This window comes from Methylobacterium sp. J-026 (genome assembly GCF_022829585.1).
In the GTDB taxonomy this organism is placed as follows: domain Bacteria; phylum Pseudomonadota; class Alphaproteobacteria; order Rhizobiales; family Beijerinckiaceae; genus Methylobacterium.
Window position 1 is genome coordinate 51,386 of record NZ_JAKSYC010000190.1, and the last position, 11,649, is coordinate 63,034.

Sequence of the window (11,649 nt, forward strand, 5' to 3'; positions counted from 1 at the left end):
CACCAAGGCCGGCATCGCGCGGGCAACCCCGGACATGGCTTCAACGAACGCGAGACGGGGTCGCTGCCGGAAGAAAGGCGTTCCACCCTCCCCCCAGCCGGGGCCTGCACCCACCGAGCAGGATGCACCTTGAGCCGATCGACACCATGAATCAACTCGTCCGCATGTCCCAGATCGGCGATGCCGAGACTGTCCAGGAGCCGTCCGCCGACCTGCGCGTGCCCTTCGCACAGTCGGGTGCCTTCGTCTGCAAGTACATCATCGGCGAGCCGAACGACCGCGCCATCTGCTGCGGCGCGCCCGCGGCCGACGGCAAGAGCTGGTGTGCCTACCACCGCCGGATCGTGTTCGAGCCGACCCGCCCGGGCCGCATGCGCTGACGGGCCGTCCCCCGGACCGTCACTGCGCCCGCATGATCTGGATGACGGCCGGGGTGATGATGACCACGAACAGCACCGGCAGGAAGAACAGGATCATCGGCACGGTGAGCTTGGGCGGCAGTCCGGCCGCCTTCTTCTCGGCCTCGGTCATGCGCTGGTCGCGGCTCTCCTGGGCGAGGACCCGGAGCGCCTGACCGATCGGCGTACCGTAGCGCTCGGCCTGGCTCAGGGCGGTCGCCACCGCCTTCACCGGATCGAGCCCGGTGCGCAGGACGAGGTTCTCGTAGGCCTGGCGGCGGTCCGGCAGGAACGACATCTCGGCGGTCATCAGCGCGAGTTCCTCGGCCAGCACCACCGAGGAGGTCGCGATTTCGGTGCTCACCTTCCGGAAGGCGTGCTCGATCGCCATCCCCGATTCCACGCAGATCAGGGTGAGATCGAGGGCGTCCGGCCACGCCTTGCGGATCTCCGCCTGGCGCTTCTTGGCGGCGTTGACGAGGAACAGCTCCGGCGCCTTGATGCCCGCGTAGGCGGCCCCGATGACCAGCCCGAACCGCATGAGGTAGGAGACGTCGAGCGCCTCCAGCACGAACAGGTAGAACAGCGCGCCGATCACCGAGGCGACGGGCACGACGAGGCGGAAAAACAGGAACGCGGTCTCCGCCCCCTGGCCGCGATAGCCGGCCTGCATCAGCTTGCGCTTGGCCGTGTCGGTGGCGAGCCAGCGCTGCAGCTGGTACCGCTCGACGATCGACTTCATGTAGGCCTTCGGTTCGACGCGCAGCGTGGCCCGGGTCGTGGTCCGGCTCCCCTGCGCGCGCTCGCGCCGGCGGATCTGCTCGCGCTCGTCGCCCACGAGCTTCATCCGCTTGGCGAGCTTGTCGGTCTCGAAGAACGGCTGCGCCACCGCGAAGGCGGTCGCGGCCACCGCGATGGCGGTCAGCAGCGTGCCCATGAACCGGGGATCGAACAGCTTCGCGGCGATGTCGTCGATCATGGGACGGGCTCCGGGGAGGGGCGCGCCGGGCTTCGCGGATCGGCCGGCGGGGGAGGTCTTCAGATCCGTCGGTCGTGACCGTCTCCGAGGGACAGGACGGGATCGGGCGGGTCTCAGAAGTCGAAGGCGATCATCTTCTTGATCGTGAAGATCCCGATCGACATCCAGATCGCCGCGCCCACCAGAGCGATCTTGCCGATATCGGTCGTCCACAGCAGCGAGATGTAGTCGGGGCTGGTGAGGGTGGTGATGCCCGCCACCGCGAAGGGCAGGCAGGCGATGATCGAGGCCGAGGCCTTGGCCTCCATGCTCATCGCCTGGATCTTGCCGCGCATCTTGGCCCGGTCGCGCAGCACCACGGACAAGTTGTTCAGAGCCTCCGACAGGTTGCCGCCCGATTGCTGCTGGATGTTGATCACGATCACGAAGAAATTGACCTCGGGGGTGGGCACCCGCTCGAACAGGCGCATGACCGCCTCGCCCAGCGACAGGCCGAGCGTCTGGGTCTCCACGACGTTCTTGAACTCGCTGCGGACCGGCTCCTCGGCCTCCCGCGAGACCATGCGGAAGCAATCCCCGACCGGGATGCCCGTTCGGATGCCGCGGACCACCACGTCGACCGCGTTGGGCAGTTCCGCGTTGAACTTGGCGATTCGCCGGAGCCGCAGACGGCGCAGCAGCAGGGCCGGCAAGCCGAGGCCCCCGGCAAAGGCGGCCCCGACCCCGGCCAGCGGGCTGTCGGTGACCACGAACAGCAGCAGGCCGAAGATCACGCCGCTGACGCCCGAGACCGTGTAGAAGGTCCGCTTCGTCCAATCGAGGCCGGCCCGGGCGAGCTTCAGCTCCACCGAGGCCTTGGACGCCCCCTTGGCCTTCGCCTCGATCTCGCTGAGCGTCTTGGCGACCTGCTCGCGCCGGTTGACCGCAACGCCCCGCAGCGCCGCCCCGGAGGCGGAGGTGCTGATCGCCTTGAGGCGCTTGCTCGCCCGGCGCTCGCCGCCGAGCAGGGGCAGGACCGCCACGTAGGCGACCGCCGCCACCGCGATGCCGATGAGGCCGGCGGCGATCGGAAGGTTCGACGCGGCGGCGACGGGCAGATCCGGCATCCGCGTCAGCTCCGGTCCACGACGTCGGCGGCGTCGAGCGCCTCGCCGAGCCGGCGTTCCAGGCCGTAGTAGCGGGCGCGCTCCCAAAATTTGGGCCGGCCGATGCCGGTCGAGCGGTGGCGCCCGATCAGCTTGCCGTTCGCGTCCTCCCCGAGGATGTCGTAGAGGAAGACATCCTGCGTGGTAATCACGTCGCCCTCCATGCCGAGCACCTCGGTGATGTGGGTGATCCGCCGGGATCCGTCGCGCAGGCGCGTGGCCTGGATCACCACGTCGATCGAGCCGCAGATCATCTCGCGCAGGGTCTTCGAGGGCAGCGTGAAGCCGCCCATCGAGATCATCGACTCGATGCGCGACAGGCATTCCCGCGGGCTGTTGGCGTGGAGCGTGCCCATCGAGCCGTCGTGGCCGGTGTTCATCGCCTGGAGCAGGTCGAAGGCCTCGGGTCCGCGGACCTCGCCGACGATGATCCGCTCGGGCCGCATGCGCAGGCAGTTCTTGACGAGGTCGCGCATGGTGACCTGGCCCTGGCCCTCCATGTTGGGGGGGCGCGTCTCGAGGCGGACCACGTGCGGCTGCTGGAGCTGCAGCTCGGCCGCGTCCTCGCAGGTGACGACCCGCTCGTCGTGCTCGATGAAGGCGGTCAGGCAGTTGAGCAGCGTCGTCTTGCCCGAGCCGGTGCCCCCCGAGATGACGACGTTGCAGCGCGCCTGCCCGATGATCTTCAGGACCTCCGCGCCCTCCGGCGAGATCGCCCCGAAGCGCACGAGCTGCTCCAGGGTCAGCTTGTCCTTCTTGAACTTGCGGATGGTCAGCGCCGGGCCGTCGATGGCCAGCGGCGGCGCGATCACGTTGACGCGGGACCCGTCCGGCAGGCGCGCGTCGCAGATCGGCGAGGCGTCGTCGACCCGGCGGCCGACCTGGCTGACGATCCGCTGGCAGATGTTCATCAGCTGCTGGTTGTCGCGGAACCGCACGCTGGTCAGCTGGATCTTGCCGCTGACCTCGATGAAGGTCCGGTTGGCGCCGTTGACCATGATGTCGGCGATGTCGTCGCGGGCGAGCAGGGGCTCGAGCGGGCCGTAGCCGAGCACGTCGTTGCAGATGTCGTCGAGCAGCTCCTCCTGCTCGGCGATCGACAGCACGATGTTCTTGAGCCCGATGATCTCCGTGACGATGTCGCGGATCTCCTCCCGGGCGGTCTCGGCGTCGAGGCGCGAGAGCTGCGTGAGGTCGATCGCCTCGATCAGGGCGCCGAAGATCAGGCTCTTGGTCCGGTAGTAATCCTCGGACCGCGCGGCCTCGACGACCACGGGGACGACCGGCTCGGGCCGCTTGGGCGCCGGCGCGGCCTCGCGCGGGGCCGAAGCCGCCGGAGCGGCGGCCGACGATTTCGGGAGCGGCGTGGGGGCGGCCGAAGCGCCGCCGGTGTGACGCCTACCGAACATGGGCCGGCTCCGGGGTGCGGTCCTGCCGCATTACGAGGCCTTCCCGCCGGCGAGCTTGGTTCCGCCGAGCTTGGTCCCGGCGAACCGGGCGAGCAGCGGCTCCAGCAGGCTCGCACGCCCGCTGCGCCGGGTCTCGGCCCGCCCCAGGATCACGGCCGCGAGGTCGTTGAACAGCTCCGCCACCTTCGATCCGGCCTGGATCTCGGCGATCATCTGGCCGTTGTTGGCGGCGGTGCCGAACAGCGTCGGCTCGAAGGGGATCGTCAGCGCGACCGGCGCCTCCAGGGTCTTGGCGAACTCGGCGGCGCCGATCTCGGGGCGCTTGGGCACGCCGACCCCATTGAGCAGGATCCGCGGCGGCGCGTCGTTCGGGCGTCCGTGCTTGAGCGCGCCGAGGAGGTTCTTGGCGTTGCGCAGGCTGGCGAGGTCGGGGCCCGCTACGATCAGGATCTCGTCGGCCGCCGTGAGGACGCGCTTCGACCACGCGTTCCACTGGTGCGGCACGTCGAGCACCACGCAGGGCACGCTCGCCCGCAGATACTCGATCAGGGCGTCGAAGGCGGGCTCCGACAGGTCGATGGTGCGGTCGAGGCTCGCGGGCGCCGAGAGCAGGCTCAGATTGTCGCTGCACTTCGACAGCAGCCGCTCCACCAGGGCGGAATCCAGGCGCTCGGGGGCGAACACCGCCTCGGCGATGCCCTGGGGCGGGTCCTGGTTGAAGTTTAGCGAGGCGGTGCCGAAGGCGATGTCGAGATCGGCGATCACCGTCTGGACGCCCTGGCCGCGGGCCAGCGCCCAGGCGAAGTTGTGCGCCACCGTCGAGGCGCCGATGCCGCCCTTCACGCCGTAGACCGCCACCGTGCGGCCCACCGGCTTGACCCCCGGGGCGGTGAACAGGTCGGACAGCGCCGCGATCAGGGTCAGCGGCTCGACCGGCGCCATGAGGTAATCGGACACCCCGCGCTGGATCAGCTGCCGGTAGAGCGTCACGTCGTTGAGATGGCCGATCACCAGGACGCGGGTGCCCTCGTCGCAGACCTCGGCCAGCGCGTCGAGGCATTCGACCGGCTTCGAGCGCGGTCCCTGCGTCTCGATCAGGATGACGTTGGGGGTCGGCGCGTGCCGGTAGGCCTCGATGGCGGCGGCACCGCCGCCCATCCGGACCTTGACCTGCGCCTTCTGCATGCGCCGGTCGAGGGCCGCCCCCTCGATCATCGCGGCGGTCTCGCTCGTCTCGCAGAACGCCTGGATGGTGATCCGGGGCACCGGGGCGATCGTGCGCTCGGCTGTCTCGGACTGGTCTGCCATGACGGCGCTTTCAGGTTCGCGTTCGGGAGGCGGCGTCGGGTTCGGGCGTGGGACTCTTGGCCGAGGGGGCTATTGGCCGACCTGGGACTTGACGTCGGTCTGCCCATCTTGCCGCCATGTGGTTGATGGATCCTTGCCGTCGCGCAGCTGGCCGATATCCCGGACCCGCTTGACCGTGTCGATGCGGCCCTCGGGCCGGCCGCGCACCAGGTCGATCGGATCCGCCGTCTGGGCGGCCACGGTCGCCTGCATCGAGCAGCCGAGGTTCCAGCTAGGCCGGTTGCTGTAGTCGAAGGCGAAGTCGCTGGTCCCGGTATCCTGGGGCCAGAGGCCGCAGGCGTCGGAGACCTTGGCCTGCATGCGCTGGAAGCTCAGCCGGATCGGCGCGGCGAGGCTCGGCGCCGTCACCACGTAGCCGGTGACGGCGATCTCGCGGGCACCGACCCGGTCCTGCGCACCGAGCCGACTCAGCGTGGCCGCCGTGCGCGCGACGGCGTCCGCCTGGGCGGGCGGAACCCCCCGGGGGACCTCCATCAGGAGGACGCCCCGCCCGTAGCGGCGGTATTCCAGCATGAACGCGTCGACATCGCTGGTCTGGCGGGGATCGAGGTGGCCGACCCCCGTGGGGAACACGTCGAGGCTGCGGGTGCCGTCCGTCAGAACGATCGGATGACGCGCGCGGTAATCCGACACCTCGATCGCGCCGGTGGTGGTGGTCGGATCGCTCTTGCAGGCGGTCGCCAGGGCGCCGAGGGCGCAGGCGGCGAGGAGGCTGCCGAGGCGGAGGCCCTGGGCGGGCGGATGACGTGCGGTCATGGTCCGATCCTGCTCGCTACTCGACGATGAAGCCGACGCGGCCGCGATAGGTCTGCCCGAGCGGGGCCGCGGCGGCGGGGGCGACCTTGCCGTACAGGCGGTTGATCTGGCCGAGCAGCACCGCCTGGCCGTCGCTGGCATCGACGAAGTTGTCGTCGGGCCGGCTGACCTGCTTCGGCTCCATGACCCGGGCGATGAAGGGGGTGACCATGATCATCAGCTCGGTCTCCATCCGCTGGTAGTCCCGGGAGCGGAACAGGGCGCCGAGCACCGGCAGGTTGATCAGGCCGGGCAGGCCGGAGATCGCCTGCTTGTTGACCTGCTGGATCAGGCCGGCGGTCATCATCACGCCGCCGGAGGGGAGCTCGACCGTGGTCTCGGAGCGGCGGACCCGGGTGCCCGGGATGGCGGTGGTGACGCCGTCATTCGTGTAGTTGAAGCTGGTCTGGGGATCGATCTCGGTCACGTCGGTGGCGACGCGGATGGAGATGCGGTTGTCGGCCAGCACCACGGGCGTGAAGCTCAGGGCGACGCCGTAGGGCTTGAAGGTGATGCCGGGGGCCGAGCAGAGGCCGCCGACGCAGCTCGACGCGGCCGACGGCACCGGAAACTCGCCGCCGGCCAGGAACTTGGCGGCCTCGCCGGAGATCGCCGTCAGCGTCGGCTCCGCTAGGACCCGCGAGACCCCCGCCTGCTCGAAGGCCTTCAGCGTCGCCTGGAGCGAGAAGCCTGCGCCCTTGATCGAGGCCTGGATCTGGTTACCGGTGGGCGTCGTCCCGCCGGTGATCGGGAACGGCAGCGCATTGCTCAGCGCGGGGGACGTGGTGGCGTTGCCGAGGGGGTTCAGCGCCGACCAGTTGCCGTTCAGGTTGATGCCGAACTGCTTCAGGACGTTGCGCGACACCTCCACCACGGTGACGCGCAGCATCACCTGGTCCTTGTTGCGGATGGTGAGGTTGTTGATCACAGCGCCCCGGGCGCCGGCCGCGACACCGCCGCTCGGTGCCCCCGATGCGGCGCCCGTGCTCCCGAGCCCCACGAAGGCGTTGGCGATGTCGATCGCCTGCTGGGCATCCGCCGACGCGTTCACCGAGCCCGACAGCAGCACCGAGGCCCCGGAGGAGCGCACGTCGAACCGCCCGCCCGGGATGCTCTGGTTGAGCAATTCACGCAGGGTCCCGAGATTGAGATCCCGGGCCACCGTGACGTCGAGGGCGGCGATCTGGCGGCCCTCGGCATCCATGATGAAGATCGAGGTCGCGCCGTCGGCCATGCCGATCACGAAGACCTTGCGGGTCGAGCGGACCACGGCGTTGGCCACCGCCGGATTGGCGACGAAGACCTCCTTGGCGTCCCGCGGCAGGTCCACGATCACAGAGCGGCCGGCGGTCAGCTCGACCCGGCGGGTCGAGGCGGCCTCCGCGGAGCCGACCGTCAGGACCGGCGCGGGGCCGAGGATCGGACGCTCCTGCGCGGGGGCCGGCGCCGTCAGGGCGGCGAGGACGGCGAGGATGCTGGCCGCATGGCGGCCGGGGCGCCGCGCCGGGCGCAGGGGAGGCAGCGGAGCGATCATGGCGGTCACGGCGTCTGCTGCCGCGCGACGCCGAAGCGCACCACGGTCAAGGCGGGTTCGGGCATCTGCGCCTGGGGCGTTTCGGCCAGAGGGGTGTCTTCGGGCGGATGCCCGGCATCGGCGAGACTGCGCAGCGACAGCGACAGGGCGCCGACCTTCTGGGCCAGCGTCAGGGTCTCGGCCTGGGCGGGGGTGACGGCCAGGGTCGCGGTCTCGCCGGTGACGACGTTGGTGCCGTTCTTCTCCTGGATCAGCTGGCCGATCGCCAGGACGCGGATGTCGGTCAGGATCGTCTGGGCGAGCTGGGCCTCGGCGGCGCCGCGCCCGTTGGTCTCGTCGCGGAGGGTTCGGATCACGTCGACGCGGTCATTGGGCAGGATGAAGCCGCCCGCGGAGTTCGTGCCGCGGCTGTCCGTGGTGATCGCGACCGCGCGCAGGCCCGGCGGCAGGATCGCCGCCATGAACCCGCTCTCCGGGCGCACCAGCTTCTGCGCGCGGATCGGCTCGCCCGCCAGGAATGCCGAGCGGACGGAGGCGCCCACGGTCTCGTCGAGGGCCTTCGGATCGATCTTGCGGGTCATGAAGCCGGCGCTCACGGCGCCGTCCGGCCAGGATTGCCAGCGCAGGTCCGCCGGGCGCAGCACCTGCCCCATGGGCAGGTCGATGGCGGCGACCAGAACGTCGGTCATCGGCGTCGGCGGCGCCTCGGCCTTCGGCTGCGGCGGCGGGGGCGGCGGTGGATCGCCGCCGCTCATCAGGAAGGCCGCCCCGCTGCCCGCCGCGAGGGCGATGCCGAGGACGGCGAGACGGGCTGGATTCATCGCATCGCCACGCGCCGGAGACGGCCGAATTGCCGTCCATGACCGGAACTTGCGCGGGGATTCGTGTACTTATGGTTAAGCTATTGTAACTGGGCCGGACAAGGTCGGTCCGGAAACGGGCCGGCCGCCGGCGGCGCGTCACAATCGGCGCGATCCTTCAGCCTCCGGTCGACCGGGGCCATGGCTCATCACGGGTTCGCGACCTATCCTGCCGCCGCAACCGCCTCAGAAGCGGAACTCGGACCAACCCGGGGGGGAGACCATGATCAGGACAATCGGCGGCGCGCTGCTGGCGGCGGCCTGCGCGGGTGCGGCGCTCAGCGCCGCCCCGGCCGCGGCGCAAGGCGGCTTCTCGGGCGGCGCGGTGCGCATCGGCATCCTCAATGACCAATCCGGCCTCTATGCCGAGTTCGGCGGTCAGGGTTCGGTGGAGGCCGCCCGGTTGGCGGTCGCGGATATGGGCGGCACGGTCGGCGGCGTGCCGATCGAGATCCTCACGGCCGACCACCAGAACAAGCCCGACATCGCCTCGGCAATCGCCCGGCAATGGTACGACCGCGACGGCGTCGACGCGATCATGGAACTGACCACCTCCTCGGTGGCCCTGGCGGTCCAGGGCCTGTCGAAGGAGAAGAAGCGGATCACGATCACCACCGGGGCGGCCTCCAGCGACCTCACCGGCAAGGCCTGCACACCCTACGGCTACCATTGGGCCTACGACACACGGGCCCTGGCGGTGGGCACCGGCGGCGCGCTGACCCGGGCGGGCGGCGACACGTGGTTCTTCCTCACGGCCGACTACGCCTTCGGCTCGGCGCTGGAGGCCGACACCAGCCGGGTTGTGACCGCCAACAACGGCAAGGTCCTGGGCAGCGTCCGGCACCCGCTCTCGAACCAGGACTTCTCCTCGTTCCTGCTGCAGGCGCAGGGCTCGAAGGCCAAGGTCATCGGGCTCGCCAATGCCGGGCTCGACACCTCGAACGCGATCAAGCAGGCGGCCGAGTACGGCATCGTCGAGGGCGGCCAGAAGCTCGCGGCCCTGCTGTTCACCCTGTCGGAGGTGCACGGGCTCGGCCTCAAGGTCGCCCAGGGCCTGACGCTGACCGAGGGCTGGTACTGGGACGCCAACGACGAGACCCGGGCCTTCGGCGCACGCTTCATGAAGCGCACCGGCCGGATGCCTAACATGATCCAGGCGGGCACGTACTCGGCGGTCCTGTCCTACCTGAAGGCGGTGAAGGCGGCGGGCACCGACGAGACCGAGGCGGTCAACGCCAAGCTCAAGGCGCTGCCCGTCGACGACGTCTTCGCCCATGGCGGGGTCGTGCAGCCGAACGGACGCATGGTGCACGACATGTACCTGTTCGAGGTCAAGAAGCCGGCCGAGTCGAAGGGCGAATGGGACCTCTACCGGCAGATCTCGACCATCCCCGGCCGGGAGGCCTACGCGTCGCCCGCCGAGAGCGGCTGCCCGCTGACGGCGGCGGCGAAGTAGGGCGGGTGGGGATCTACCCGAACACCGCGCTGTGCGAGCCCAACCGGGCCAAGCGCAGCGTCTGCGCATCGGGCTTTCCGTAGATCAGCACGAGGTCGGGCTTGACGTGGCAATCACGATAGCCGGACCAGTCGCCGCTCAGAGCGTGATCCCGATGGCGCGCGTCCAGCGGCGCGTCGTTCGCGAGCGTGCGGAGAAGGGGGATCAGCGCGGCGTCGAGGGTGGCAGCGTAACGGCCTTTCAACTCGCGCTTGTAGTCCCGTTTGAACTGGGTCGAGCGTTCAATCGTCCGCATGCAGATCGGCCATCAGGGCGTCCACATCGGCGAAGCGTGTGCCCGTTCCGGTATCGAATTCGGCCAGGGCCGCGCGCGTCGCCGCGTTCGGTACCTTCACGGCGAACGGAAGACGCTGCTCATCCGCGATCTGCACCATCAGGAGCCTGATCGCATCCGAGATCGAGAGGCCCATCGCTTCGAGCGCCTTGGCCGCACGGTCCTTCGTGGCAGCATTGATGCGGGCGCGAACTACCGTATCGGTCGCCATGGCTTCCAGCTCCTGTTGTAGCCTCAATGTAGCTACGCGTGGGGCAGATTGCCAGCCTTTGCGGTCCTGGCTTCCCCCGGCCTCACCCTGCCCAGACCCGCCGATACAGCGCCACGATCTCGTCGGCGCTGGGCTCCACCGGGTTGTTGGCGGGAGAGCCGGAGGCCAGTGCCTGGGCCGCCATGGTCGGGAGCAGCGCCTCCCAGCGGGCCGGATCGATCCCGTATTCCCGGGGGCCCGGCACGTCGAGGTCGTCGTTAAGCGCCTCGAGCTCCGTCACCAGGGCCGACACCGCTGACCGGTCGTCGCTCTCCGGGCCGGCGATGCCGATGGCCCGGGCGCAGGCGGCGTAGCGGTCGACGGCGGCCGGCGCCGAGAAGGCCGTGACCGCCGGCAGCAGCATGGCGTTCGAGAGCCCGTGCGCCACGTGGAAATGCGCGCCGATCGGCCGGCTCATCCCGTGGACCAGGGCCACGGACGCGTTCGAGAAGGCGATGCCGGCCTGCGTCGCCCCGAGCATCATCGCCTCGCGCGCCGCCCGGTCGCCGGGATCGGTCCAGACCCGGCGCAGGTTCGGCGCGATCAGCCGCATCGCCTGGAGCGCCAGCCCGTCCGAGAACAGGTTCGACTTGCGCGAGACGTAGGCCTCGATGGCGTGGGTCAGCGCGTCGATCCCGGTATCGGCTGTCAGCCGCTTGGGCTTGGTCAGCGTCAGCTCGTAATCGACGAGCGCCGCCACCGGCAGGTAGGCGAGCCCGATGCAGAGCATCTTCTCGTCCGAGGCCTCGTCGGTGACGATGGTGAAGCGGGTCGCCTCGGAGCCGGTGCCGGCGGTGGTCGGGATTGCCACGATCGGCAAGCCGGGCTCGTCCTGCTGGCGGGGCGCCTTGTAGTCGCGCATGTGGCCGCCGTGGCGGGCGAGCACCGCCACCGCCTTGGCGGTGTCCATCGGGCTGCCGCCGCCGAACCCGACCACGCAGTCGAAATCCCCCGCCTGCAGGGCGGCGAGCGCCGCCGCCACGGAGGCGACCGTCGGATCGGGCACCGTGTCGGCGAACACCGTCGCCCTTGTGCCGGCGCTGGCCAGCCGTTCGAGCAGCGCCTCCACGCGGCCGCTGCCGGCGAGGTAGGGGTCGGTGACCACGAAGGGCCGCGACAGG

General features: G+C 70.2%; 12 protein-coding genes. 2 read left to right on the top strand and 10 right to left on the bottom strand.

The window, feature by feature from the left end:
* Positions 1-146: 146 nt before the first annotated feature.
* Positions 147-380 carry a GcrA family cell cycle regulator gene (locus tag MKK69_RS17720; RefSeq protein ID WP_243969938.1) on the top strand — a complete coding sequence of 78 codons (234 nt, stop codon included), beginning with the start codon at positions 147-149 and terminating at the stop codon, positions 378-380.
* Between the two features lie 19 nt (positions 381-399).
* Here the strand turns inward: MKK69_RS17720 and MKK69_RS17725 are convergent, their stop codons facing one another.
* The 7 genes from MKK69_RS17725 to cpaB form a co-directional block, all read right to left on the bottom strand.
* Positions 400-1,377: a type II secretion system F family protein gene (locus MKK69_RS17725; RefSeq protein ID WP_243969940.1), complete on the bottom strand. Its 978-nt coding sequence runs from the start codon at positions 1,375-1,377 to the stop codon at positions 400-402.
* Between the two features lie 113 nt (positions 1,378-1,490).
* A complete protein-coding gene (locus MKK69_RS17730) occupies positions 1,491-2,483 on the bottom strand; it encodes a type II secretion system F family protein (protein WP_243969942.1) in 993 nt (330 codons plus the stop codon).
* Between the two features lie 5 nt (positions 2,484-2,488).
* On the bottom strand, positions 2,489-3,931 hold the full coding sequence (locus MKK69_RS17735; RefSeq protein WP_243969944.1) for a CpaF family protein: 1,443 nt from the start codon (positions 3,929-3,931) through the stop codon (positions 2,489-2,491).
* A 30-nt stretch (positions 3,932-3,961) separates the two neighbouring features.
* The gene (locus tag MKK69_RS17740; protein WP_243969945.1) at positions 3,962-5,239 is read right to left on the bottom strand and encodes a CpaE family protein; all 1,278 of its coding nucleotides are present in this window, start codon (positions 5,237-5,239) and stop codon (positions 3,962-3,964) included.
* A gap of 69 nt (positions 5,240-5,308) precedes the next feature.
* A complete protein-coding gene (locus MKK69_RS17745) occupies positions 5,309-6,055 on the bottom strand; it encodes a CpaD family pilus assembly protein (protein ID WP_243969947.1) in 747 nt (248 codons plus the stop codon).
* Between the two features lie 16 nt (positions 6,056-6,071).
* A complete protein-coding gene (locus MKK69_RS17750; RefSeq protein ID WP_243969962.1) occupies positions 6,072-7,628 on the bottom strand; it encodes a type II and III secretion system protein family protein in 1,557 nt (518 codons plus the stop codon).
* A gap of 5 nt (positions 7,629-7,633) precedes the next feature.
* Positions 7,634-8,449 (bottom strand): Flp pilus assembly protein CpaB, encoded by an 816-nt coding sequence (gene cpaB, locus MKK69_RS17755; RefSeq protein WP_243969949.1) that lies wholly within the window; start codon positions 8,447-8,449, stop codon positions 7,634-7,636.
* A gap of 262 nt (positions 8,450-8,711) precedes the next feature.
* Between cpaB and MKK69_RS17760 the strand changes: the two genes are divergently transcribed.
* On the top strand, positions 8,712-9,944 hold the full coding sequence (locus tag MKK69_RS17760; RefSeq protein ID WP_409564830.1) for an ABC transporter substrate-binding protein: 1,233 nt from the start codon (positions 8,712-8,714) through the stop codon (positions 9,942-9,944).
* Positions 9,945-9,957: 13 nt separating this feature from the next.
* Here the strand turns inward: MKK69_RS17760 and MKK69_RS17765 are convergent, their stop codons facing one another.
* From MKK69_RS17765 to MKK69_RS17775, 3 genes are all read right to left on the bottom strand, one after another.
* Positions 9,958-10,239: a type II toxin-antitoxin system YafQ family toxin gene (locus MKK69_RS17765; RefSeq protein ID WP_243969951.1), complete on the bottom strand. Its 282-nt coding sequence runs from the start codon at positions 10,237-10,239 to the stop codon at positions 9,958-9,960.
* Entirely contained in the window at positions 10,226-10,489 is a 264-nt protein-coding gene (locus MKK69_RS17770; protein WP_243969953.1) for a type II toxin-antitoxin system RelB/DinJ family antitoxin, read from the bottom strand. The genes MKK69_RS17765 and MKK69_RS17770 overlap by 14 nt, the downstream gene beginning before the upstream one ends.
* An 82-nt stretch (positions 10,490-10,571) precedes the next feature.
* On the bottom strand, positions 10,572-11,649 hold a 1,078-nt coding region (locus tag MKK69_RS17775; protein WP_243969955.1), incomplete at its 5' end, for an iron-containing alcohol dehydrogenase.

Excerpts from the sequence above, each read along its gene's own strand:
- cpaB (WP_243969949.1), bottom strand. The coding sequence starts at position 8,449 with ATGAATCCAGCCCGTCTCGCCGTCCTCGGCATCGCCCTCGCGGCGGGC.
- MKK69_RS17760 (WP_409564830.1), top strand. The coding sequence starts at position 8,712 with ATGATCAGGACAATCGGCGGCGCGCTGCTGGCGGCGGCCTGCGCGGGT.
- MKK69_RS17725 (WP_243969940.1), bottom strand. The coding sequence starts at position 1,377 with ATGATCGACGACATCGCCGCGAAGCTGTTCGATCCCCGGTTCATGGGC.
- MKK69_RS17745 (WP_243969947.1), bottom strand. The coding sequence starts at position 6,055 with ATGACCGCACGTCATCCGCCCGCCCAGGGCCTCCGCCTCGGCAGCCTC.
- MKK69_RS17740 (WP_243969945.1), bottom strand. The coding sequence starts at position 5,239 with ATGGCAGACCAGTCCGAGACAGCCGAGCGCACGATCGCCCCGGTGCCC.
- MKK69_RS17730 (WP_243969942.1), bottom strand. The coding sequence starts at position 2,483 with ATGCCGGATCTGCCCGTCGCCGCCGCGTCGAACCTTCCGATCGCCGCC.
- MKK69_RS17720 (WP_243969938.1), top strand. The coding sequence starts at position 147 with ATGAATCAACTCGTCCGCATGTCCCAGATCGGCGATGCCGAGACTGTC.
- MKK69_RS17735 (WP_243969944.1), bottom strand. The coding sequence starts at position 3,931 with ATGTTCGGTAGGCGTCACACCGGCGGCGCTTCGGCCGCCCCCACGCCG.
- MKK69_RS17750 (WP_243969962.1), bottom strand. The coding sequence starts at position 7,628 with ATGATCGCTCCGCTGCCTCCCCTGCGCCCGGCGCGGCGCCCCGGCCGC.
- MKK69_RS17765 (WP_243969951.1), bottom strand. The coding sequence starts at position 10,239 with ATGCGGACGATTGAACGCTCGACCCAGTTCAAACGGGACTACAAGCGC.
- MKK69_RS17770 (WP_243969953.1), bottom strand. The coding sequence starts at position 10,489 with ATGGCGACCGATACGGTAGTTCGCGCCCGCATCAATGCTGCCACGAAG.